The 23,176-nt window shown below is 72.9% G+C and carries 17 protein-coding genes; 8 read left to right on the top strand and 9 right to left on the bottom strand.

Features of this window, described 5'->3' with window-relative positions; all coding sequences use genetic code 11:
- Window positions 1-18 precede the first annotated feature (18 nt).
- From KME77_RS04135 to KME77_RS30185, 6 genes are all read right to left on the bottom strand, one after another.
- On the bottom strand, window positions 19-2,064 hold the full coding sequence (locus KME77_RS04135) for a prolyl oligopeptidase family serine peptidase (protein WP_219462102.1): 2,046 nt from the start codon (window positions 2,062-2,064) through the stop codon (window positions 19-21).
- Entirely contained in the window at window positions 2,061-3,887 is a 1,827-nt protein-coding gene (locus tag KME77_RS04130) for an ATP-binding cassette domain-containing protein (RefSeq protein ID WP_308250539.1), read from the bottom strand. Before KME77_RS04130 ends, KME77_RS04135 begins: the two co-directional genes overlap by 4 nt.
- A complete protein-coding gene (locus KME77_RS04125) occupies window positions 3,884-5,722 on the bottom strand; it encodes an ABC transporter ATP-binding protein (RefSeq protein ID WP_219462100.1) in 1,839 nt (612 codons plus the stop codon). Before KME77_RS04125 ends, KME77_RS04130 begins: the two co-directional genes overlap by 4 nt.
- A gap of 133 nt (window positions 5,723-5,855) precedes the next feature.
- Window positions 5,856-5,987 (bottom strand): SapB/AmfS family lanthipeptide, encoded by a 132-nt coding sequence (locus KME77_RS04120; protein WP_219462098.1) that lies wholly within the window; start codon window positions 5,985-5,987, stop codon window positions 5,856-5,858.
- Between the two features lie 3 nt (window positions 5,988-5,990).
- Entirely contained in the window at window positions 5,991-8,525 is a 2,535-nt protein-coding gene (lanKC, locus tag KME77_RS04115; RefSeq protein WP_219462095.1) for a class III lanthionine synthetase LanKC, read from the bottom strand.
- A 91-nt stretch (window positions 8,526-8,616) separates the two neighbouring features.
- Window positions 8,617-9,786, bottom strand: a complete 1,170-nt coding sequence (locus tag KME77_RS30185; protein ID WP_219462093.1) for a sensor histidine kinase — start codon at window positions 9,784-9,786, stop codon at window positions 8,617-8,619.
- A gap of 208 nt (window positions 9,787-9,994) precedes the next feature.
- Between KME77_RS30185 and KME77_RS04105 the strand changes: the two genes are divergently transcribed.
- The 3 genes from KME77_RS04105 to KME77_RS04095 all read left to right on the top strand — a co-directional run bounded on the left by KME77_RS04105 (window position 9,995) and on the right by KME77_RS04095 (window position 13,800).
- A complete protein-coding gene (locus KME77_RS04105; protein WP_219462090.1) occupies window positions 9,995-10,963 on the top strand; it encodes an aldo/keto reductase in 969 nt (322 codons plus the stop codon).
- A gap of 64 nt (window positions 10,964-11,027) precedes the next feature.
- Complete coding sequence (polX, locus tag KME77_RS04100) at window positions 11,028-12,710, top strand: DNA polymerase/3'-5' exonuclease PolX (protein WP_219462089.1); 1,683 nt, start codon at window positions 11,028-11,030, stop codon at window positions 12,708-12,710.
- Between the two features lie 328 nt (window positions 12,711-13,038).
- Window positions 13,039-13,800 (top strand): hypothetical protein, encoded by a 762-nt coding sequence (locus KME77_RS04095; protein ID WP_219462087.1) that lies wholly within the window; start codon window positions 13,039-13,041, stop codon window positions 13,798-13,800.
- A 68-nt stretch (window positions 13,801-13,868) separates the two neighbouring features.
- Here KME77_RS04095 and KME77_RS04090 read toward each other — a convergent pair whose 3' ends face one another.
- Both KME77_RS04090 and KME77_RS04085 read right to left on the bottom strand, forming a co-directional pair.
- Window positions 13,869-14,804 carry a carboxylesterase family protein gene (locus tag KME77_RS04090; protein WP_219462085.1) on the bottom strand — a complete coding sequence of 312 codons (936 nt, stop codon included), beginning with the start codon at window positions 14,802-14,804 and terminating at the stop codon, window positions 13,869-13,871.
- Entirely contained in the window at window positions 14,801-15,733 is a 933-nt protein-coding gene (locus KME77_RS04085) for a VOC family protein (protein WP_219462083.1), read from the bottom strand. Before KME77_RS04085 ends, KME77_RS04090 begins: the two co-directional genes overlap by 4 nt.
- Window positions 15,734-15,818: 85 nt before the next feature.
- Here KME77_RS04085 and KME77_RS04080 point away from each other — a divergent pair, with 85 nt between their 5' ends.
- From KME77_RS04080 to KME77_RS04070, 3 genes are all read left to right on the top strand, one after another.
- Window positions 15,819-16,814 (top strand): Lrp/AsnC family transcriptional regulator, encoded by a 996-nt coding sequence (locus KME77_RS04080; RefSeq protein WP_219462081.1) that lies wholly within the window; start codon window positions 15,819-15,821, stop codon window positions 16,812-16,814.
- A 205-nt stretch (window positions 16,815-17,019) separates the two neighbouring features.
- The gene (locus KME77_RS04075; protein WP_219462078.1) at window positions 17,020-18,066 is read left to right on the top strand and encodes a sulfite oxidase; all 1,047 of its coding nucleotides are present in this window, start codon (window positions 17,020-17,022) and stop codon (window positions 18,064-18,066) included.
- A 143-nt stretch (window positions 18,067-18,209) separates the two neighbouring features.
- Complete coding sequence (locus tag KME77_RS04070) at window positions 18,210-19,832, top strand: WS/DGAT/MGAT family O-acyltransferase (RefSeq protein ID WP_219462060.1); 1,623 nt, start codon at window positions 18,210-18,212, stop codon at window positions 19,830-19,832.
- Window positions 19,833-19,921: 89 nt separating this feature from the next.
- Here the strand turns inward: KME77_RS04070 and KME77_RS04065 are convergent, their stop codons facing one another.
- Window positions 19,922-20,467, bottom strand: a complete 546-nt coding sequence (locus tag KME77_RS04065; protein ID WP_219462058.1) for a TetR/AcrR family transcriptional regulator — start codon at window positions 20,465-20,467, stop codon at window positions 19,922-19,924.
- Window positions 20,468-20,586: 119 nt separating this feature from the next.
- Between KME77_RS04065 and KME77_RS04060 the strand changes: the two genes are divergently transcribed.
- Together KME77_RS04060 and KME77_RS04055 are read left to right on the top strand one after the other, a co-directional pair.
- Window positions 20,587-21,249 (top strand): TetR/AcrR family transcriptional regulator, encoded by a 663-nt coding sequence (locus KME77_RS04060; protein ID WP_219462056.1) that lies wholly within the window; start codon window positions 20,587-20,589, stop codon window positions 21,247-21,249.
- Between the two features lie 246 nt (window positions 21,250-21,495).
- Window positions 21,496-22,998: an MFS transporter gene (locus tag KME77_RS04055; RefSeq protein ID WP_308250538.1), complete on the top strand. Its 1,503-nt coding sequence runs from the start codon at window positions 21,496-21,498 to the stop codon at window positions 22,996-22,998.
- Window positions 22,999-23,176: the final 178 nt, after the last annotated feature.

Genomic DNA, 23,176 nt, shown 5'->3' with positions numbered 1-23,176 from the left:
CCTTTCAGCGCGTCTGTCTCAGCAGGCGGGGGGCGTCAGGCCCGTGTGCGCCGCCGCGAACGCCAGCACGTCGGCGGCCAGCTCGATCGAGCGGCTGACCGCCCGCGCCCCGTGCCCGACGTCGCGCTCGTGCCGCAGCAGGACCGGCCGCTTCCCCGCCGTGGCCCACTGCAGGGCCGCGCACATCTTGCGGGCGTGCATCGGGTCCACCCGCGAGTCGGCCGCCGACACCGTGAACAGCGTCGCGGGGTAGTCGATCTCCGCTCGTACGTGGTGATACGGCGAATATCCCAGCAGCCAGCCCAGCTGCCGCGGGTCGGAGGCGGAGCCGTACTCGCCGGTCCAGGACGCCCCCAGCCCCGACCGTTCGTACCGGACCATGTCGAGCAGCCCCGCCGAGCACACCACGGCCGCGAACAGCTCCGGCCGCCGCGTCAGGGCCGCCCCCACCAGCAGCCCGCCGTTCGACTCGCCCCAGACGGCGAGCCGGCCGGGGGTGGTCCAGCCGTCGGCGACCAGCTTCGCGGCGGCGGCGGTGAAGTCGTCGAAGACGTTCTGCTTGCGGTCGAGCATGCCGTCGCGGTGCCACCGCTCACCCTCCTCGCCGCCGCCGCGCAGGTTCGCCACGGCCAGGACGCCGCCGGCCTCGACCCAGGCGAGGGAGTCGGCCGCGTAGCCGGGGGTGAGCGACATCCCGAACCCGCCGTACCCGGTCAGGATGGCCGGTCGCGGGCCGCCGGGGTGGGGGCGGGCGACGACGACCATGCGGACGGGGGTGCCGTCGGCGGAGGTGCACGTGAGGTGGTGACTCTCCACCGGCGTCCCGCCCGCGCGGCCGCCGGAGGTGCCGGTGCGGCCGTTCGCGGAGCCGGTGCGGCCGTCGGAGGGGGCGCTGCCGTCGTCGGCGGGGTCGGTGCCGCCGTTGGCGGGCCAGCGGGTCGTCGTGCCCGTGCGGGCGTCGTACCGCCAGACCTCGGCCGGGGTGACCGCGTCCGTGTAGGCGAACCACGCCTCGTGCCCGCCGCCCGGCCGGGAGATCAGCGAGGCGACGGAGCCGCTGCCCGGCAGCGGGACCATGCCCAGGCGCCCGCCGGTGGCGGCGTCGTGGACGGCGATCTCGCCGACCGCGTGCCGGGTCCGCGCGACGAGCAGCCGCCCGCCGTCCAGCAGCGCGAACGCCCCCAGCACCGCCTCGGGGTCCTCCGGCACAAGGTCCTTCCACCGGCCGGGGTCGGCCGGGTCGGCCACGCAGAGGCGGCGCCGGGGAGCGTCGCGGTCGGTGACGACGTACAGGCGCCCGTCCGGCCCCACCGCCGCCGCGGTGCGCGCGTCCACGCCCTCCTGCACGACGCGCAGGCGTCCGGGGAGGCCGCCGGAGACGTCGGCGAGGTAGAGGTCGTTCCTGGCCGGGGTGCCCGCCGAGATCACCAGCCAGCGGCCGTCGGCACTGGTCTGCAGCCCGTACGAGAGCGCGCCCCGGCTGAGGACCGGCACGTCGCGGCCGTTCCTGCGCAGGTGGACCCCCTGGTGGAAGCGTACGTAGAAGAAGCCGTCGGCCAGCCAGGCGACCGGCGAGTAGCGGCAGCCGCCGATCGGGCCGTCCACGCGCTCGCCCGTCCCGACGTCCATCACGTACAGGTTCGCCCGCTCGTCCCCGCTCCTCGACAGCTGGTACGCCAGCAGCCGCCCCGACCGGTCCGGCTGCCAGTCGTCCAGCGTGGTCAGGCCGGTCGGGTCGAGCGCCATGGGGTCGAGCAGGACCCGGTCGTCGCAGTACAGGACGGGATGCTCCTGCCCCGCGGACCGCGCCAGGTGGAAGCGGCGCTCGCCGCGCCACACGGGCGGGGTGCTCGTCCCGGTGTCGCTGAGCGCGGCCAGGCGCTCGCGGAAGTGCTCGCGGAGGGGGAGGCGGGCGGCGTGGCGGCGCCACAGCTCGTCCTGGGCGGCCTGCCAGGCGCGGGTGGCGGGGTCGGCGGGGTCCTCCAGCCGGCGGTAGGGGTCGGGGACGAAGTGGCCGTGGAGGTTCTCGACGAGCGGCAGCCGCTCAGCGTCCGGATATTTCATGACACGGGCTCCGGATGCCAGTGACCGGCCAGGTCGGCGTAGGTCGGGGAGACGCGAACCAGCTCGTCGTGCGTGCCCGCCACGGCCCGGCCCGCGTCCATGAGCAGGATGCGGCGGGCGCGCGCGGCGGACGTGAGGCGGTGGGCGACCACGACCAGCGTGCCGCCCCGCCGCGCGAACGCCTCCTCCACCCGCGCCTCGGCCGCCGGGTCGAGGTGGCAGGTGGCCTCGTCCAGGATGACCAGGGGCGCGGGGGCCAGGTAGGCGCGGACGAGCGCGACGAGCTGTCGCTGCCCGGCCGACAGCGCGCCCGGATCGAGCTGGGCGTCGAGCTGGGCGTCGAGCCCCGCCCCGAGGCCGGTGGCGCCGAGCAGGGCCATGGCGGCTTTGATCCGGCCGGGGGTGGCGTCGCTCAGGTACGCCAGGTTCTCGTGGAGCGTGCCGCGGAACACGTACGCCTCCTGCGGGATCAGCACCCGCGCGGACGGAGGCGCCTGGTCTGCGGGCACCCCGCCGACGCGGATCTCGCCGGAGTCCGGCCGGAGCAGCCCGCTGATCAGGGCGGCCAGGGTGGACTTGCCGGCGCCGCTCGGGCCGACGACCGCCAGGTGGTCGCCCTGGGGGATGTCGAGGTCGAGGCGGTCGAGGACGGGCGAGGAGTGCTGGCCGTACGCGAACGAGACCCCGCGCAACCGCACGTCGCCTCCACGCGGCGACCCCAGCGAGGCGGGGGCTTGCGCCCCCTCCGGGGCGGGCGGCCCGTCGGAGGTGGGGGGCCCGTCGGAGGTGGGCGGCTCCTCCAGGGCACGCGGTTCGTCGGGGGCGGAGGCGGTGATGCGGCGCAGGGTGGCGACCAGGCTGACGCCGCTGACGCCGAGTCCCTGGACCAGGCCGTTCAGCGCGGGCGCCAGCGACTGCGTGACGTACGCGAGCGCCCCCACCACCACTCCGGCCCCCGCGCCGCCGCCGAGCAGCCAGGGCGTCCCGGCCAGCACGAGCACCACGGGCAGCCACGCGCCGACGGCGAGCGCGACCGTGCGGACGGCGGTGACCCGGGCCAGGCCGCGCGCCGCGGACGCCTGGGCGTCCACCCGCGCGGCCAGCCCGGCCCCCACGTGGTCCTCCGCGCCGCAGGCCGCGATGTCGCGCAACCCGCGGGCGGCGGCCGTCATCGACTCGGCGAGCCGTTCGTCGGCCAGCAGGAAGTCCCGCTGCCGCCGCGCCAGAGCGGGCAGCGACGCCAGGAACAGCACAAGCCCGGCCACGAACGGAGGAAGCACCAGCAACGCCGCGGCGGGTGCCAGCGTGAGCAGCCCCAGCACGACGCTGACCACCGTGAACACGAACCCGCGCACGGTCGTGACCACGGCCGCGAACGCGTCCCTGGCCAGCTCGACCTGAAGCCCGGCCCGGGTGACCGCCGCAGTGTCAGCCGCAGTGCCAGCGGGCGTGCCGGCGTGGCGCAGGGCGCCGCTGACGACGCGGGTCAGCAGGTCGTCGCGGAACGGCTCGGCGAGGGCCGCCACGGCGAGAACGACCTGGCGGGCGGCGACGGCCGCGACCAGCCACGCGCAGCCGAGCGCCGCCAGCCAGGCCAGCCCCGTGGCGGGGCGCTCCGCCACGAAGCCGTCCTCGATGGCGCGGGCGACGGCGTTCCCGATGAGGAACGCGGGCGCCGCCTCCAGGACGGACCACAGGCACAGCCGCACCAGCGCGTACGGCCGGCGCAGCAACGCCCGCCGGAGCAGCGGCCTGACAGCCCGCCTCCTCGAAAGGGGCAGCGACCTGGCAGGACGCCCCCCTGAAAGGGGCAGCGGCTTCACGGCGCGCCTCCCTGGAAGACGGCCCGGTAGCGGGGGTCGCGCCACAGTTCGTGGTGGGGGGCGTGGCCTTGGACCGTGCCGTCGTCCAGCCAGACGACCCGGTCCGCCTGGGCGGCCGTGGCGAGCCGGTGGGCGACGATGATCCGGGTGCGGCCCCGGACGTCGGCGGTGAGGGCGGCGCCGATCTGGCGTTCGGTGACGGTGTCGAGGCTGGAGGTGGCGTCGTCGAGCACCAGGAGGCGTTCTCCCTGGGCGAAGGCTCTGGCCAGGCCGAGCCGCTGGCGTTCGCCGCCGGACAGGGGGGCGTCGGAGAGGGGGGTGGCGTAGCCGGCGGGCAGGCGCCGTACGAAGGCGTCGGCGCGAGCGGCCACGGCCGCTTCGGAGATCCGCTCAAAAGCCACGAACCCCCCGCTCCCGGGCCGCCGATCCCCGAGCCGCCCGCCCTCGGGCCGCCGATCCCCAGGCCGCCCGTCCCCGAGCCGCCCGCCCTCGGACCGCCAATCTCCGAGCCGCCCGCCCTCGGGCCGCCCGCCGATCCGAGGGGCATCGAGGTGAAGAGCGCCGAGCCCGATGGCCTCCCCCACCGTGTCGCCGACCAGCACGGGCCGCTCGAACGCGTACCCGACCGCCCGCCGCAGCGACACCCGGTCCAGCTCGCGCAGCGGCACCCCGTCCAGCAGGACCGTCCCCCGCGCGGGGTCGGCCAGCCGGGCCGCGAGTGCGGCGAGCAGCGACTTGCCCGCCCCGGAACGCCCCACGACGGCCGTGACCGACCCGCCGGGGATCACCAGCCCGTCCACCGACAGTCCGGGCGTGCGGACGCCGCAGAACTCCACCGTCCCCCGGCCCGCAGGCAGCTCCAGCGCGCCGTGGCGAGTGAGGGGCAGCTCGAACAGCTCGGCGACCCGGGCCGCCGCCGCGCGGGCCCTGGCCAGGCCGCCGACATGACCGAGCGCCGTGCTGAGCGCCGCGCCCAGCACCGCGTACCTGGCGGCCGCGTACAGCTCCCCGATCGTCAGCGTGCCCGAGGCCAGCCGCAGTCCGCCGGCCGCGAGCACCGCCACCTCCACCAGCGGGACGACCAGTCCCGCGCGGACGCCGGCGGAGGCGTTGGCCCGCCACAGCTCCATGCCGTGCCGGCGCAGCCGGTCGAGAGGCCCGAGCACCCGGCGCGTCTCGCGGCCGGCGGTGCCGGCGGCGGCGATCGTGCGCGCCCCGCTCAGGGCGTCCACCAGCCGGGCGGCGATCTCGCCCTGCACCTCCTGGTAGCCCCCCGCGATGGCGGTGGTGGCGCGCAGGAACGCGCGCAGGACGAGCAGGATCAGGGCGATCCCGGCGACGAGGGTGACGGTCAGCACGGGGTCGATGAGGGTGAGCGCCACCAGTGCGCCCACGGTGGGGACCAGCAGCGCGAGCGCGCCGGTGACGGACTCGGGCGCGCGTCCCGCCTCCTCGGCGTTCAGGCCGGCGCGGGTGACCAGCTCGCCCTCGGGGAAGCGGCGGGTGGCGGCCGGTCCCGCGCCCAGGACGTGCCGCAGCGCGGACGAGCGGAGCCGGGCGGCGGCGTGGGCGCAGCTCGCGCCGCGCGCCCAGACGGCGGCGCTCTCGCAGAGCATGATCCCGGCGACGACGACGGCGCAGGCCACCAGCCAGGTCATCGCGGGTCGCGCGGACACGTGGGAACCGGCGGACACGAAGGAGTCGACCGTGCGGCCGGCGAGGTACGGCAGCGCCAGCTCCCCGGCCGCGCCCGCGATCGAGGCGAGCGCCAGGACGGCGGGCCACGGGCCGCTGCGCCGTACCGCGTTCGTCACCAACCGGTCTGCGGCCCGCACGGCTTTCTCCTCTAAGATGGAAGGCTCTCGTAGAGGTCCCCACGCCGATGTGAGCGGCGTGGGGACCTCTGTCGTGAGGTCAGTGAGACCGACCTCTGTCGTGAGGTCGATGACACAGACCTTTGCCGCGAGGTCAGTGACACAGAGCGACACTGAGGTTGCTGGGCTTGCCGGAGTGGCAGGTCAGAGCGGTCAGCGTGCTGCCGCCGCTGGCGACGTCGCTGCTCGCCGGGGTCTCGAGGCCCTGCAGGTCGAGAAGTACCATTCGTTACACCTCCTTCGCGGTACTGGTGGGGACGGGCCGCCGATCGGCGGCCTCGTGGAAGGGCAGTTGTCCCGGCTGGTCGCCCATCACGGTGCTGAGGGCGAACAGGACGCCTGCCGTTCCGGTCGCGAAATCCATGGAGAGGCGCAGCAACTGGTCGCCGGGGAAGGCCAGGCCCCCCTCGTACGGCAGCGCGTGCCAGCGCAGGCCCTTGATCTGGGCGTGCGCGACGTCCGGCCCGAGCGCGGCGATGACGCCGGCGCGCCCGGTGAACAGCCCGGACTGGACGAAGAACCCGGATCGGGCGACCAGCCGCAGGTCGCGCAGCGCGGTCGCGAAGGTCTCGTCCTCGCGGTGGGTCAGGTAGCGGGCCAGCACGAGGGCGATGCCGGCGGATCCTTCGTCCAGGTACGGCAGCAGCCGCCAGCCCTGGTTCACCTGGAGGGAGCCGTCCTCGGCGGCCCGGCAGCGGCGCAGGTCCTGCCGCAGCGCGGTGGCCGCGAGGTCGAGCAGCGCCGGGTCGCCGGTGCGTTCGTAGGCGTGCAGGAACAGCAGGGCCGGCCCCGACGAGCCGTGCATGAGCCCGGCCCGTGGGTGGGTGCCGCCGCTGAGCTCGGGAACGTCCTCGGCGCCGCCGAGCCGGTCGGCGCAGATGCCGGCCACCCGCAGGGCGGTGCGTTCCATGCCGAAGTTCAGGAGGTTGAGCCCGATGCCGGACAGGCCCGAGTAGAGGGCCGATTCCAGGCGTTCCCAGTTCTCGCGCAGGGCGACGTCGAGCACGTCGAGCGCGTGCTGCCGGTGTCCGAGCAGGTCGAGCACGTACGCGATGCCGTGCAGCCCGTCGTAGAACCCCAGCCCCGAGCCGGGCACGGGTTTCCTGGCACGGTCGAGCAGCCACTTCTCGTAGGCGGGGAACGGCCCGGCGCCGGCCGAGTGGAGCGCGTACAGCACTCCGGCGGCGCCGTGGGCGAGGTTCAGCCCGCCGCCCGGCCGGAACTGGGCCACGTCGCCGGGGAAGAGCCGGTCGCCGCGCTCGGGCGTGGCCGAGGCGGTGATGGCGCGGCACATGGCCTCGCGCAGGTCGGGCCAGGTGGCGCCGCCCGGCATGGGCAGGGCGCGCATCTCCTCCTCGGGGCACCCGCCGGCGATCGTGGACACCGCCGGGCCGACGTCGCAGCCGAACGTGTCGCGGACGATCTCGCCCAGGTGGGCGACCTTGGCGCGGTGCAGCGGCAGCATGATCGTGCACTGCGGGGCGAACAGGCCGAGCCGTAAGCAGGCCATCGCGTACGTGTCCACGTCCGTGCCCTGCCGGTCGGCGGGCGCCACGAACGCCGGGTGGGCCAGCGCGGCGCGCGCCCCCTCCTCGGCCAGGGTGGCGACCTCGTAGTCGATGAGGACGACACGGCCACTGCCGGTGAGCAGGATGTTGTCGGGGTGCAGGTCGCCGAAGACCACGCCGCGCTCGTGCAGCGAGCCGATCGCCCGCTCCACCCGGTCGAGGGTGTCGATGGCCCAGGCCGTGTAGCCCGAGACGTCGCCGGGGGCGCAGGTGGCCCGGGTCAGCGGATACCTGTGCACCAGGCGGCGTTGCAGCGTGGTCCCGTCGACGAACTCCTGCACCAGGAAGTGGTGCTCGCCGAGAGTGAAGTAATCGAGCAGCGCGGGCGCGGCGGGCAGCCCGGCCAGTCTGCACAGGATGTCGCGTTCGTGGGCGAGCCGGGTCACGGCGTCGCGTCCCGCCGCGTCGAGGCCGGCGTGCGGCCTGGCCTCCTTGAGCACCACCCGGTCGCCGGTGCGCAGGTCGCGGCCCAGGTAGACGCCGCCGCCGTTGGAGAAGTGCAGCACCTTCTCGATCTCGTACGGCAGGCCGGTCGTGGTCACGGCGTTGCGCGCGGCGAGATGGGGCTGCAGGAACGCGGGCAGCGTCGTCCACGGCGGCACCTCGAAGGTGGCGGTGCGCCGGTCGGGCACCAGCCGCCCGTCGCCGTCCTCGACGGCCAGGACCCGCTCGCCGCCGCCGGACAGGCAGTGGCGCTCGGCGTAGGCTCCGTATCGGACGAACAGGGGGCCGCCGGCGTAGCGCAGGTCGCTCAGGATGTACGGGCCGCGCACGTCGCGCAGCAGCTCGTCCAGTTCCTTGAGGACGAGTTCGAGCTGCCCCTCGTCGCGGGGGTAGATGGTGACGACCTTGCCGCTGGAGGAGCGGGAGGCGGCCTTGGAGTTGAGCATGACCAGCACCGGCGCTCCGCGCAGGAACTTGAAGGCGATCCCGCGGGGCACGCAGTAGGCCCAGACGGTCTCCAGGGCCTTCTCGGCGTCGTCGAGCCTGGCGGACACGTGGATCTTCCAGCCCTGGGCGGGCAGCGGGGCCTCGCCGCCGGGGGCGTAGTAGCACCAGGTCTCGCTCGTCTCGTGCAGCCATCCGGCGGGGACGGGGCGGCGCGCGACGGGGAAGTCCGCGTCCTGCGCGGCGCTGTGCTCGAGGGTGTCGTAGAAACGAGCATCCGCGAGGCAGTACAGCTCATACAGTTCCATCCGGCGCGACCTCCCGTGCGTTCTCGAATAAAGAATGACAACGCGGAAGGCGATCTTCCAGTAACACACGACATTACTGTGCCGTGCTTATCTAATAGGCATTTGTGAATTTCACACGTTTGCTTATCTGCGGCACATATACCGAAAAGGTGAATTGGCCCGCGCGCACCGCGGTGATCTCCAGCCAGCCGCCCAGTCCGGCCACGCGTTCGGTGAGGTTCCGCAGGCCCTGACCGGAGTCGCCGCTCCTGCGGGCCGGCCGGGCGCCGTCGTTCTTGATCGACAGCCGGATCAGCTCGTCGCGTTCGAGGAGCTGGATGGCGCACTCGCTGGCCTCGGCGTGGCGCAGCACGTTCGTGACGCCCTCGCGCAGGGCGTGGGTGAGCGCGTCGGCCACCTCCCCCGGCAGGTCACGGCAGGCCACCTTGATCTCGCAGCGCACCCCCACCGACTCCAGCAGCGCGCGGGCCGAGCTCAGCTCGCCCTCCAGCGAGGAGCGCCGCTCGCCGTGGGCGACCGAGCGCACGTCGCCAGCCAGCGTGCGCAGCAGCCGGAGCGTCTCGCCGACCTCCGCCTTGGCCGTCGCGTTCCCGTCCTCCACCAGCCGCTCGATGAGCTGCGCCTTCAGCACCAGGACCGTGAGCCGGTGTCCCACCAGGTCGTGCAGGTCCCTGCTGAAGCGGCGGCGCTCCTCGGCGACCGTCGTACGGATGGCGTCCGTCCTGGCGGCGGTCAGCCACTGCGTCCGCGCGACCAGGCTGACCAGCGCGTACTCCATCAGTCCGAGCACGGGGGCGGCCAGCGCCCATCCCCTGTCCACCAGCCCCTCGCGCGGCGCGGCCAGCAGCACGGGACCGCAGCCCAGGGCCGCAACCGCCAGCGGCACCGAGCGGATCCGCCCGGCCACCAGCAGCAGCGAGCCCGCCAGCAGCCCGCACGCGGGCGTCCACGCCGCCCCGAACAGCGCCAGCGGCACGTACGTCAGCCTTGCCTGCGCCCCGGCCGGCCACCACCCCGCCCGCCCGCGCGCCAGCGTCCCCAGCACGAACCGCGCGTGCACCCCCACCAGCGCCAGCAACGTCAGCGTGACCACGAGCGACACCCCCGCCTCCGTGCCCGGCCCGGCCAGCCCTCGCTGCACCGGGACCGTCACGGCGGCCAGCCCGGCCGTCAACGTCAGCCAGGCCATGCCGAGCGGGGACGACGGGAGGATCGCGAGCGGTCGCAGCCGAGGGACCCGCTCGTCTCCTGACCCGTTCACCCGTCCCCCGATACGCTGCTGCGTGAGGCGCGAACCGTCCGTCTTCCCTCCTCCAATCGACCCGAAGTCACCGCTTCTGTAAAGCGTTCTCGCTCGGCCGGAGCTGTCGGCTGGAGGTCCCGGCAAGTTCCCATGGCGGGTGTGGAACGGGGTCCTCTGCCCGCCCCCAGCCTTCTTGAACCATCCGCCGGGTCATAAAGTTGCGGTCATGGAATACAGGCGACTTGGTGACACGGGCTTGAAGGTCTCGCGCGTCTGCCTCGGCATGATGAGCTACGGCGACCCCGCCGAGGAGAAATGGGCGCTGGACGAGGAGGCGGCCGAGCCGCTCGTCCGCAAGGCCGTCGAGGGCGGCGTCACGTTCTTCGACACGGCCGACGTCTACAGCCATGGCGCCAGCGAGGTCGTGACCGGCAACCTGCTGCGCAAGCTCTTCCGCAGGCGCTCCGACTACGTGCTGGCCACCAAGGTCTACTTCCCGATGGGCAGAGGGGTCAACGCCAGAGGGCTGTCGCGGGGGCACGTCCTCGACGCCATTGACGCCTCCCTGAAGCGGCTCGGCACCGACTACGTGGACCTGTACCAGATCCACCGATGGGACGACGAGACGCCCATCGAGGAGACCATGGAGGCGCTGCACGACGTGGTCAGGGCGGGCAAGGCGCGCTACATCGGGGCCTCGTCCATGGCGGCGTGGCAGTTCGCCAAGGCGCAGCACGTGGCGCGGGAGAACGGCTGGACGCGGTTCGTCTCCATGCAGAACCACTACAACCTCCTCTACCGCGAGGAGGAGCGCGAGATGCTGCCGCTCTGCGCGGACCAGGGTGTCGGCGTCATCCCGTGGAGCCCGCTGGCCCGCGGCGTCCTGGCCCGCGCCGGCTCCGCCGGGGCGACCACCCGGGCCGGGTCCGACGAGCGCATCGCCGCCCTGTACGACCCGGACAACGACCGGCTCATCCTGGAGCGGGTCGCCGAGACCGCGCGCGAGCACGGGCTGCCGGCGGCGCAGGTCGCGCTGGCGTGGCTGCTCCACCAGCCGGCCGTCACCGCGCCCATCGTGGGCGCCACGCGGGCCGGGCACGTGGACGACGCGCTGGCGGCGGTGGGCGTGGCGCTGTCGGAGAAGGACCTGACGGCCCTGACGGAGCTGTACCGTCCGCGCGAGGTGCGCTTCTGACCCCTCTCGGACGGTACTGATCGCCTGGTACTGATTGTCGGGGCGGATCTCTAAGCTGTTCGTCATGGCTAGGGCTAACGACGAGGCGGCGGCGGCACTCTCCGAGTACGCGGAGCTGTTCGCGCTGACCGGCGGCGACGCGTTCCGGGTGCGCAGCTACCAGAAGGCGGCCAAGGCGATCGCCGGCTTCCCCGAGGACATCGCGGCGGGCGACGTCCGCGACGTTCCAGGGGTCGGCGAGGCGATCGCCAAGAAGATGGAGGAGTTCCTGCGACGCGGGAGTTTCCGCCAGCTCGACGACCTGCGCGGCCGGGTGCCCGAGGGGGTGCGGCGGCTGACCAAGGTGCCGACGCTGGGCCCGAAGACCGCGATCATGCTGTTCGAGGACTTCGGCATCGACTCGCCCGCGGCGCTGAGCGAGGCGATCACGTCCGGGCGGCTCGACGGCGTCAAGGGTCTCGGCGCCAAGACCCTCGCCAACCTGCTCAAGGGCGTCGAGCAGCTGGAGCTGGCGGGCCGGCGGGTCCACGTCGGCGTCGCGATGTCGCTGGCCGAGCAGGTGATGGCCTCGCTGGAGGCCGAGCGCATCGCGTACGCGGGGTCGCTGCGGCGGATGAAGGACACGATCGGCGACATCGACATCCTGGCCGTCGCGCCCGAGTCCATCATGGACGACTTCCGCGCCAAGCCCTACGTCGCCGAGGTCATCGCGGCGGGCGACAAGAAGACGTCGGTGCGCACCACGTCCGGCCTGCAGGTGGACCTGCGCGTGGTGCCCGCCGGGTCGTGGGGCGCGGCCATGCAGTACTTCACCGGCTCGAAGGAGCACAACGTCGCCATCCGGGAGATGGCGGTCAAGAAGGGGTGGAAGCTCTCCGAGTACGGACTGTTCGAGGGCGAGCGGGTGATCGCCGCCGAGTCCGAGGAGGAGATCTACACCGCGCTCGGCATGCAGTACGTGCCGCCGCCCATGCGCGAGGACGGCGGCGAGGTCAAGGCCGCGCTCCGCGGCGAGCTGCCCGAGCTGGTCCAGCTCGCCGACCTCAAGGGCGACCTGCACACCCACACCGACCTGACGGACGGCATCGCCTCGCTCGACGACATGGTCGCGGCGGCCCACGCGCGCGGCTACCGCTACTACGCGATCACCGACCACGCCCCCGACCTGGCCATGCAGCGCATGACCCTCGACAAGGCCCTCGCCCAGCGGCAGCAGGTCGCCGACCTGCAGGCCAAGTATCCCGGCATGCGGCTGCTGCACGGCACCGAGCTCAACATCGCCCCCGACGGCTCGGTCGACTGGCCCGGCGAGATCCTACGGGAGTTCGACGTGTGCGTGGCCTCCGTGCACTCCAACTTCGGGATGTCCAAGGACCAGATGACCAAGCGGTTCATCACCGCCTGCGAGAACCCGTACGTGGACATCATCGGCCACCCGACCACCCGCAAGATCGGCAGACGCCCGCCGGTGGACGCCGACTGGGAGGCGGTCTTCCGCGCCGCCGGGCGCACCGGGACGGCGATGGAGATCGACTCCTTCCCCGACCGGTCCGACCTGCCGGCCGACCTGGTGCGGCTGGCCAGGCATCATGGGGTGAAGTTCTCGATCGACAGCGACTCGCACGCCATCCCGCACCTGGAGAACCAGCGGTTCGGGATCGGGATCGCGCAGCGGGCCTGGTTGACCGTGGACGACGTGATCAATGCCTGGCCGTTGGAGCGCCTGCTGGCGTTCTTGGGGCGGTAGCCGGGCCACGGAGCGGGTGGCGGCCGGCGTTGCCGTGCCGCCAGACCGGCCTGTGTCCGACGCCCCTCGCAGAAGCGCCCCTTCCGCGCCCCACGCCGACCGGCGAACCACCCACTTCAAGCGCGGGACCAGCGGGGCCGCCTCCCCCTCTCATCCCGGAGTATGACCACCCACGGGTGGATGTGGCCGAGAGCGGACTACGAGAAGCTGACCCCGCCACCACCTCCACGCTCGCCCTCACCCCACCCGCCGGCCCCCGCACGGCCGTTCCTCCGCCAACCCGCCCCGCTCCCGCACTTCGCCGCCCCCCACCCGAGAGGCACCTCGCATGGCCGCAGCACGTAACGGCTCCACCAGGCGCAAGATCTGGACACGCATCCTCGCGGCCGTCGTCGTGCTCCTCGCCGCCGCCACGGCGACCGTCGCGCTCGCCTACCCTTCGCTGGCCGCCACGACGTGCCCCACCTGCTACGGCCTCACCGAACTCCGCCCCGGCATCTACACGGAGCAGGACCCGTCCCCTGCCCAGCAGGCCCGGATCACCCAGACGGTCGACACAGCGGCGGAACGCGTAGAAGCCTTCTACGGCACCAGACTGAGCTCCCCCACCCTTCTCGTCTGCCTGACAGAGCAGTGCTACCGGCACATAGGCGGCCACAAGGAGCGGGGCATAGCCGTCCTGAACCGTGCCGTGATGCTCTCCCCACGTGGCCTGGATCCGGTGATCGCCTCACACGAGATGTCCCACGTAGAGCTCCACGCCCGCCTCACCGCCGCGTCCGAGGTCCCCCAGTGGTTCGACGAGGGCCTGGCCGTGGTGGTCTCCGACGACCCCCGCTACCTCGCCCCGCGATCAGCGACCGACCGCTGCCTGGTCCGGCCGGACGCTCCCCTGCCCGTCTCACTGGACGATTGGCTGCGTACGGCGGGCAAGGACGCCAACACCTACGCCAAGGCCGCCTGCCAGGTGACCCGCTGGCTCCGCTCCAACGGCGACCGGCAGGGCCTCCACTCCCTGATCCAGCACCTGAACGACGGCACGCCGTTCGACTCCCTCGTCACCAACCAGCCCTTACACCACCAGCCTTGATCACCGACTACCGAGCCGCCCCCTGACTCCGGCCACCTCGCCTCCCATCGCCTCACCCTCCCTGCCGCTCAGGCGCCCGATGCGTGTCGGGACCCGCCGCACACGCCCACTCCCACCAGCTCGCCCCCGTCGGTCACCAGCTGGAACGGCGGGACGGCGTCCAGCGGGCGGGAAGTCCGGCGGGCGAGCTCACGACTCGCCTGGAGCAGTACCGACGGATCCGCCTCCCGCAGCTCAACACACGGGGCCAGGTGCGGCCCGGAAGGCGCGTTCTCCTGCGGCCCCGGCTCCTCCGCAGGCAGGCCAAGCACGTCCATGAACAGTCGCCCGACCCGGCCCGCCTCCTCAGGTCGCTGCGGCAGCATTCCTCCGGGAAGGCTCTGCAGGATCGCGTGCCGGAACAGCCCCCTGGCTCGGGGGCCCGACAGCAGGGCGAGGATCGAGTTCGCCCCTGCCGACTGGCCCGCCACCGTCACGGCGCCGGGGTCACCGCCGAAGGAGGCGATCCCCCGCCGTACCCATCTCAGGGCGGCCAGCGAGTCCAGCAGGCCGAGGTTGCCGTCGCTCACGCCAGGCACGTACAGAAAACCGAGAGCGCCGAGCCGGTAGTTGGCGGTGACGACCACCAGGTCCCCGCGTTCGGCGAGCGCGGCGCCGTCGTACCACTCCAGGCCGCCCGAGCCGGTGCCGTACCCGCCGCCGTGGAAGAACACCAGGACAGGGCGCGGGACGGAGGACGGCTCGACCGGCGTCCAGACGTTGAGCGACAGGCAGTCCTCCGACTGGGCGAGCCGCCGGCGGCCGAGGCCCGTGACGCGTTCCAGCCGGGACGGGCCCTGCGGGGCGGCCGGTCCCGGGACCAAGGCGTCGCGCACGCCTGGCCAGGTCCGCACTCGTTGCGGTGGTTCGAAACGCGCGGCTGTCGCGTACGGGATGCCGAGATAGGCGACCACCGCGCCCCGGACGCGGCCACGGACACGGCCGGAAGGCGTCTCGGTGATCATGGCGCGGTGAAGAAGAGCCCGGCGCCGGACGCGTCCCGTGGCGAGACGAAGAAGCCGTCACCGGCCGGGTACGTGGGGATGCCGTTGCCGTCCACGAGGGACCTGGCGGCCGGTACGTCGTCCACGACGATCGACATGGCGGCCAGGAAAGCACCACCCATGTCCGCGAAGGCACCCAGGTCGGGCAGCGCGTCGGCGGCCTCCGACGCGCTGACGATCTCCACCCGTCCCCCTCCCGGCACCTCCAGCACGTGCCGTGCCCCTTCCCGCAACGGGCGGCTCCGGAGGATCCGGGCGTACCGGTCCACGTACTCCGCCACCGTCCCGTCCTCCGCGACGATCAGCACGCCGCCGATCCCCCGGGCCCCGTTGGGGTGGTCGAGACAGCCGGACTGGTGCACGTACTCGGGGGTCAGGTGCTGCGCGATCCCGACGAACCCCTCGGGCGTGGCGGACGGATCGATGTGCAGCCCTCGCGCCCGTACCCGTCGCACGCCCTCGGCCGTATCGACGTCGCGTTCCAGTGAACGGACACCCAGCGTGGGGACGCCCGTCTCGTCCAGCCGCCGGCAGACCGCGTCGGCGTCGCGCGTGCCCACGTAGAAGATCCGGAAGCCGTCCGGAACGTGGTTCACGTGCCAGGGGTCCGGGCCGGACGGGTCGACGATGCCGAGGAGTTCGATGAACGAGGTGCCGAAGACGGCGCAGCGGTTGGCGGTGTTCCCCAAGGTGGGCGGCTCGCCGGGCCGCGAGCTGAGCAGGTGCCGCGACGGCGGGGTGAGGGTGAAGCCGAGCGCCTCGTACCCGTCGGCCAGCTTGCCGAGATCACGCGTGAGAAGGCCGGTGTGGTCGATGCCGTTGATGCCGGACTCACCGCCGATCTCCGAACCGCCGCTGATGCCGTTGATGTCGTTGCTGGTGTTGGTCATGGCCGGAGCCTCGCCGACCCGTCACCGCCCCGGCCACCGAACCCCGCGAACACGCCGCATACCGACACCGTTCTACTGTGGTCTGGTGGATTCGGTCATGTTCGATGATCTCGACCGCAAGTTGCTCCACGCGCTCCAGCTCGACGGCCGCGCCCCGTTCAGCCGGATCGCCGACGTCCTCGGGGTGGCCGGCCGTACGGTGGCCCGCCGCTACCAGCGGCTGCGGGACACGGGCGCGGTCCGCGTTCTGGGGCTGGCCGACAGTCGCAGGGTGGGCTGGTCGGAGTGGTTCGTGCGGATGGGGTGCCTTCCGTCCGGCGCCGAGGCGCTGGCGGCGGCACTGGCCCGGCACTACGACATCTCGTGGGTGACGGTCCTGTCCGGCGGCGCGGAGGTCTCCTGTCTCGTTCACGCGACCGATCAGGCGCTGCTCGACCGGGTCGGCCGCGCTCCGGGGGTGCGGTCGGTGGCGGCGTTCCGGATCCTGCGCCCGTTCATGGACGAGGAGCACTGCTGGCGGGTACGGATCTCGGCCCTGGACGAGGACGAGATGGCGATGCTCCGCCCGGCCTACGGCGACGGGACGACACCGATGGTGGTGCTGAACGACCTCGACGAACGGCTGCTCCCGGCCCTAGCGGTGGACGGGCGGGCCGCCTATCCGGGCCTCGCGCGTACGGTCGGCTGGTCGGAGTCCGTCATCCGCCGGCGCGTGAACGAGCTGCGGCAGGCCAGGGTGCTGAGCTTCAGCGTGGAGACCGACGCGCGCCTGTTCGGGTACACCGCCGAGTACATGGTGTGGATCACCGCCGCGCCCGGCCGGACCACCGCGATCGGGCAGGCGCTGGCGCAGGACCTGGAGATCGCGTTCGTGGCGGCGACCAGCGGCCCGGCCAACCTCGTCGGGTACGTGGTCTGCCGGGACGCCGACGCGCTCTACGACTACCTGACCGAGCGGGTCGGGGCGCTGGACGGGGTGCAGGGTCTGCGGAGCGCGCCGGTCACCTCGTACGCCAAGAGAATCGGCGCGATCCCCGAACGGGCTCGGCTCGGAACGCCGCCGGTCGCCGGCGCCGGATAACTTCCTGCCGGAATGAGGTCAGCGTCGGGGCGTGAGACCCGGCGGGATGCGAGAACCGGGCCGCACCCTCTACGGCCACCCCGTTCGCGATCTTGCAGTCGCGACAGTGTCCATCTTTCCCCCACAAAAATCTTCTCGCAGTGGGTAGTGGTAGATAAACTGGACGTCACGATTAGATGGTTTCCCAGTAGGAAATAAGGCTAATATGGAGCAAGCGCTGGCGACGATCATCAAGCCGCTGCCCGCCCACCTGTTCACCATGCACGGCCCCAGCGCCGAGATGCGGTGGGAGGCCATGGCAGGGCAGGGCTACCACACCCCCGTAGATCGATTCTTCGTGCGCAACCACACGCACACGCCCCTCATCGACGCCGCCACCTGGCGGTTGCGCCTGCACGGCCCCGGCCTGCGCTACCCCACCGAACTGGACTACGACCAGATCCGCGCCATGCCGTCACGCACCATCGACGCGGCCGTCGAATGCGCGGGCAACGGCCGCAGGTTCTACAAGACGCAGCAGCACGACGCGGCCCCCGGCACCCAGTGGCGGCTCGGCGGGATCGGGGTGGGGCGCTGGCGCGGGGTGCCGCTCCGCCACCTGCTCCAGGAGGCGGGCCTGCGCCCGGACGCCGTGGACCTGATGCCGACCGGCCTCGACGCCCCGTTCGAGGACTACGGGCACGTGCGCAGGCCGCTGCCCGTCGACAAGGCCATGGACGACGTCCTGCTGGCGTACGAGATGAACGGCGGGCCGCTGCCGCCCGACCACGGGTTCCCGTTGCGCATGGTGGTGCCGGGATGGGTGGGAATAGCGTCGATCAAATGGCTCGGTGACATAGAGGTGGCGACCCGGCGGCTCACCTCCCCGTGGAACACCGTCTTTTACCCCGACGTCACCACCCAGCCGGTGAAGAGCGCTTTCGAGCTCGCCTGGAACGCGCGGCTGACGGCCGGCAGGTCGTACGTGCTGCACGGCCGCTCCTGGTCGGGACAGGGACGGATCGTCCGCGTCGAGGTCAGCTTCGACGGCGGACGGACCTGGCACCGGGCCGAGCACCACGGCAGGCACCTGGTCAGTGCCTGGCTGCCGTGGCACGTCGAGTGGGCGCCGCGCCGTCCGGGAGCGTACGAACTGATGGCGAGGGCGACCGACGAGACCGGCGTCACACAACAGCTCACCAGGCCGCACCAGCCGTTCGGATATCACTTCGACGCGGTCGTACGACATCCCATAAATGTCGTCCATGGATAGGGAATTGTCACCGATCCCGCGTGAGCTGCACATTCACAAATCGGTGGTACGGCGACCATGAATTCATCTGAAAGACTCTCGCGGAAACGTCGCGGCAATCCTCGTATGTGATGCTGCACACATTCCGAGAAAAGGGAGAGCAGATGCGCCAGCTCACCGCGCTCGACACCCAGTTCCTCAATGTCGAGTCCGCGACCACCGCCGCTCACGTGGCGGGCCTGGCGATCCTCGACCCCGCCGACGGCTCGGTGACCCGTGACAATCTCGCGGCCCTCCTGCTGGAGCGGCTGCACCTGTCGCCCGCGCTGAGCCTGCGGCTGGCGGAGGTGCCGCTCGGGCTCGACCGCCCCTACTGGGCTCCCGACCCTGATTTCGACATCGACAACCACCTGTTCGAGACCACGCTGCCGGCACCCGGCGGAGATCGGCAACTGGCCGACGTCGTCGCCGGCATCCACGCCCAGCGGCTGGACCGCGCCCACCCGCTGTGGGAGATGCACCTGATCAACGGACTGGCCGGCGGCCTGGCCGCCGTCTACACGAAGGTGCACCACGCGGCCATCGACGGCGTGTCCGGCGCCGAGACCCTGGCCACGCTGCTCGACCTGTCCCCGGAACGCCGGCCCGTACCGCGTCAGGAGGCCGCGCGGGACGACGCTCAGGACGACGCGCCCGGCCTGGTCGGCATGCTGGCGGGCGCCGCCGTACGGACCGCCACCCACCCGCTGCACGCCCTGCGCTCGGCCGTCAGGGCGGCGGGCGACCTCGACGCGATCCCCCTCGCCTCGGCGGTGCCCGGCTCGCGGCTGATCGCCAAGGCGGCCAGGTTCGTCGCCCGCGACGGCAAGCACCGCCCCGAACTGCCCGATCTGGGGGCGCCGCGGACGCCGTTCAACGGGCCGATCAGCGGGCGGCGGCACCTGTCGTTCGGGTCGGTGCCGCTGAAGGACGTCAAGGACGTGGCCAAGGCCAACGACATGAGCGTCAACGACGTCGTGATGGCGCTGTGCACGTCCGCGCTGCGCTCGTGGCTGAAGGAGCGCGACGCGCTGCCCGACGCGCCGCTCATCGTCGCCGTCCCCGTCGCGGTCCGTACGGGAGGCGCGCAGGAGGTGGTCGGCAACCAGATCTCCGCCATGATCGCCCCGATGCCCACGAACGTCGCCGACCCCGACCAGCGTCTCCAGGCCGTCGGCGCCACCATGAGCAGGGCCAAGCGCCGCTTCGCGCTGGCGCCGCCCGCCTGGCTGAACGAGATCTGCTCGCTGCTGCCCGCCCCCGTCACCAGCCTGGCCACCCCGGCGATCTTCCGGCTGGCGTCGGTGACGTTCCCGCCGATCAACCTGATCATCAGCAACGTGCCCGGCCCGCAGTTCCCGCTGTACCTGTGCGGGGGACGGGTCCTGTCGTACTATCCGCTGTCGGTCCTGACGGACATGAGCGGCGGCCTGAACATCACCTGCTTCTCGTACGACGGCATGCTCGACTTCGGCATCGTGGCCTGCCCCGAGCGCATGGACGACGTGTGGGGCCTGCTCGACCACCTCAGGACGGCACTCACGGAGCTGTCGGAGGGGCTGGCGCGCGACGAGTTCCGCCCGTCGCGCGAGCAGGTGGCGCGTCGGACTTCGGCGGCGAGCAGGTCGTCGGCGGCGGGCAAGTCCTCAGCTTCGGCGGGCAAGTCCTCGGCGGCGGCGGGCAAGCGGAGCCGCGGCCGTCAGCCTCAGCCGAGCAGGCGGGGGCTCGCCCGCCAGCCGAGCGCATAGGCGATCACTCGCACTCGCCAGGCGAGAAGGCGTAGAAGCGCTCAGGCCGTCGAGGGCTTGGGCCATCGGGGGCTTAAGCCAGCGACGGCTCAAGCCAGCGCGTGGGCGATCAGCTCCGCGACGGCGTTGGGGTCGATCTGGTGGCCGGTCAGCTGGCAGAGATTCTCTTGATACAGCAGGACGGCGGCGAACGTGGCCGCCGCCACCTCCAGCCGGGCCGCGTCACCCCGCGCGCCCGGCAACGCCAGCTCCAGCGCGAACCTCGCCCGCCGGATCAGCTCCCCGTTCAGCCTGCCGAGCCGCTCCTTCACCGACCCGTGCGTGTCGGCCTCACGGAACAGGATGCGCCGCATCGCCGGTGACGCGCTCAGCGGCAGCCGCTGCGCCAGCCGCGACAGCGTGCCCGCCGGGTCACCCGGCACGGCGTCGACCTCGCGTCCCTCCTCGACCAGCGTGCGCTCGTCGATCAACGCCACGAGAACGTCGATCTTGCGTGGGAAGTAGTGGAAGACCAGCCCCTTGGGCACGCTGGCCAGCCTGGCGATGAGCGCGGTCGGCGTGGCCTCGTAACCGCCTCCGGCGAACAACTCCTCCGCCGCGTCAAGGATGCGCGTGCGCGCGTCACCGATCCTCACAGCCCGAACCCTAGCGGCCCCTGTGACGCCGCGGAATCCCGCGAAGGCCAGATACGGCTGCTGCTTCTTTGGTGTATCGTCTGAGACACTTCTGTCGCAGACGAGACGAGGATGTCGTGATGTCAGTGGGGCGCGAGCAGCTCATGGCCGCCGCCATCCAGCACCTCAACGAGGACCCGACGGCCTCCATGGCCCAGCTCGCCGAAGCCGCCGGCATCAGCAGGGCCACTCTCCACCGCCACTTCAGCGGGCGCGAGGAGCTGATGGTCGCCCTCGGCCACCGCGCGCTGGAGCGCTGGGACGCCGTCCAGCGTGCCGCCGGCGTCCAGTCCGCCGTCGCCTCGGCCGAGCCCGCCGAGCTCCGGGGCGCGCTCGGCGCCCTGCTGTCGGGCCTGATCGAGGTCGCCGACGACTACGGCTTCGGCCTGACCGACCACGCCATGGCGGTCAACCCCGAGCTGCTGCGCCACTCCGACGAGCTGGAGGAGCGTGAGATCGCCCTGTTCACCGCCGCCCAGCGAGCCGGTCTCCTGCGCGCCGACCTGCCCGCCCGCTGGCTGAGCGGGACGGTGTTCGGGCTGCTGGTCGCGGTACGCGAGGGGCTGCGCCGCGGCGACATCGCCCGCCGCGACGTCCCCCGCCTCCTCCTGGAGACCTTCTTGTACGGGGCGGCGGCCGGCCCGCGGGCCACGACCTCACCCGAAACGGCCGCGCCACCGGGCACGTCCGGAGCGCCCCCACAGCCGCCTGCCACGAACACCGAGCGACAGGAGCCCCTGTGAAACGCCGATCGACGGACCGGCGATCGACGGCGCGGCCATCGGCGGACCGGCAGCCGCCCGACTCTGGCACGCCCAGCCCCGCGCCTGCCGCCTCGACAAGCCGACACCTCATGACCGAACCAGCCGGCCACCCGGGGCCGGAGCGTCCCGTGAGTAAATCAGCGACCTGCAGCCGGAGAGTCCCGTGAGCGGATCAGCCGCCCACGGCCGGAGCGACCAGCCCACCCCTCAGAGCCGGAGAGCCTCGTGACCGGATCAGCCACCCGAAGCCGCCGGTGGGCCGGTCTCGGCGTGCTGTCCATCGGCGTGCTCCTGGTCGTCATGGACATGACCGTCCTCAACGTCGCCCTCCCCGCCATCTCGGCCGATCTACGCCCCAGCTCCGTCGAGCTGCTGTGGATGGTCGACTCGTACGCGCTCGTGCTGGCGGGCCTGCTGGTGACCGTGAGCGCGCTGGGCGACCGATGGGGCCGCAAGCGGATGCTGCTCACCGGCTTCGCGGTCTTCGGCGTGGCGTCGGCGGCGATGCTGGCAGCCGACAGCCCCGGGGCGGTGATCGCCGTCCGGGCGGTGCTGGGCGTCGGCGGCGCCATGATCATGCCGTCGACGCTGTCGATGATCCGCCACCTGTTCACGGACCCGGCCGAACGCACCACCGCCCTCGGCGTCTGGACCGCCATGGCCGCAGCGGGCGGCGCGCTCGGCCCCGTCGCGGGCGGACTGCTCCTGCAGAACCTGACCTGGCAGACGGTGTTCCTGGTCAACGTGCCGGTGATGGCAGCCGCCGTCGTCGCGGGCCTGTTCCTGCTCCCCGAGTCCCGCAACCCGGCCCCGGGCCGTTGGGACGCCCTCGGCACAGTGCTGTCGATCACCGGCACGGTGGCGCTCGTCCACGCCATCAAGCACCTGGCCAAGAGCGGCCTGACGGACCCCGGCGCGCTCGCCGCGACGGCGCTGGCGGCACTCGCCCTCGGCTGGTTCACGGTCCGCTGCCTGCGCCGCCCCGACCCGCTCCTGGACATCAGGCTGTTACGCGGCGGCGCACTGGCGGCAGGCGTGGTGGCGGCCCTGTCCACGTCGATCGCCATGGTCGCGATGCTGCTGCTGATGGCCCAGTGGCTCCAGCTCGTCCAGGGCCACTCCCCGTTGGAGACGGGCGTACGCCTGCTCCCGGCAGCCGTCGCGGCGCTGATCGGGTCCCTGCTCGCCCCCGCCCTGTCCAGGCGCGTCGGCCCGCGCGTGGTGCTCGCGGGCGGCCTGACCGTGACGGCCACGGGCTTCCTCGTTCCCTCCCTCGCCCCAGGCCCCCTTGACTACGGCCCGGTCGCCGCCGCCCTGCTGCTGATGGGGCTCGGCGAGGGCGCGCTCGCGATCGCCTCCGCCCTGATCATGTCCAGCACGCCATCGGCGAGAGCGGGCAACGCGGCGGCCATCGAGGAGACGAGCTACGAACTCGGCGGCGCCCTCGGCGTAGCCGTCCTGGGCAGCGTCGCAGCCGCCGTGTACCGCACGAACCTCGGCTACACCGGCCCCTCGGCCGCCGCCGCGCACGAGTCCCTGGGCGGCGCGCTCGCCGTCGCCGCAGAACTCGGCTCAACGGGCGTCTGGCTGGCCCAGCACGCCAGAGCCGCCTTCACCGACTCCCTGGCACTGACCTGCGCCGCCGGAGCGGCGCTGATGCTGCTCGGCGCCCTGACGGTCTGGCTGCTCACTCCTCGCGACCTCAACCTGACCACCCCAGCCCCCTGACCACCCCCCAGTCCTTTGATCACCTCGCCCCCTCGCCCCCTCGCCCCTCCCCGCCCCTCGCCCTCGTCCCTTGCCTTCCGCCCCTCGGCTCCTCGCCCCTCGCCCCGCTCCTCGCCTCCCGCTCCTCGCTTCCCGCCCCCCCTCCCCCCCCCTCCGCCCCCCCCCCCCCCCTCCCCCC

This window comes from Nonomuraea rhizosphaerae, from assembly GCF_019396405.1.
Classification (GTDB): domain Bacteria; phylum Actinomycetota; class Actinomycetes; order Streptosporangiales; family Streptosporangiaceae; genus Nonomuraea; species Nonomuraea rhizosphaerae.
The sequence above is the reverse complement of the archived record's forward strand: the minus strand, read 5'-3'. Positions and strand labels throughout refer to the sequence as shown.

Bases quoted from the DNA above. Each gene is read 5' to 3' on its own strand.
- KME77_RS04120 (WP_219462098.1), bottom strand. From the start codon at position 5,987: ATGGTACTTCTCGACCTGCAGGGCCTCGAGACCCCGGCGAGCAGCGAC.
- KME77_RS04095 (WP_219462087.1), top strand. From the start codon at position 13,039: ATGGCCGCAGCACGTAACGGCTCCACCAGGCGCAAGATCTGGACACGC.
- KME77_RS04105 (WP_219462090.1), top strand. From the start codon at position 9,995: ATGGAATACAGGCGACTTGGTGACACGGGCTTGAAGGTCTCGCGCGTC.
- KME77_RS04085 (WP_219462083.1), bottom strand. From the start codon at position 15,733: ATGACCAACACCAGCAACGACATCAACGGCATCAGCGGCGGTTCGGAG.
- KME77_RS04090 (WP_219462085.1), bottom strand. From the start codon at position 14,804: ATGATCACCGAGACGCCTTCCGGCCGTGTCCGTGGCCGCGTCCGGGGC.
- lanKC (WP_219462095.1), bottom strand. From the start codon at position 8,525: ATGGAACTGTATGAGCTGTACTGCCTCGCGGATGCTCGTTTCTACGAC.
- KME77_RS04075 (WP_219462078.1), top strand. From the start codon at position 17,020: ATGGAGCAAGCGCTGGCGACGATCATCAAGCCGCTGCCCGCCCACCTG.
- KME77_RS04135 (WP_219462102.1), bottom strand. From the start codon at position 2,064: ATGAAATATCCGGACGCTGAGCGGCTGCCGCTCGTCGAGAACCTCCAC.
- KME77_RS04060 (WP_219462056.1), top strand. From the start codon at position 20,587: ATGTCAGTGGGGCGCGAGCAGCTCATGGCCGCCGCCATCCAGCACCTC.
- polX (WP_219462089.1), top strand. From the start codon at position 11,028: ATGGCTAGGGCTAACGACGAGGCGGCGGCGGCACTCTCCGAGTACGCG.
- KME77_RS04070 (WP_219462060.1), top strand. From the start codon at position 18,210: ATGCGCCAGCTCACCGCGCTCGACACCCAGTTCCTCAATGTCGAGTCC.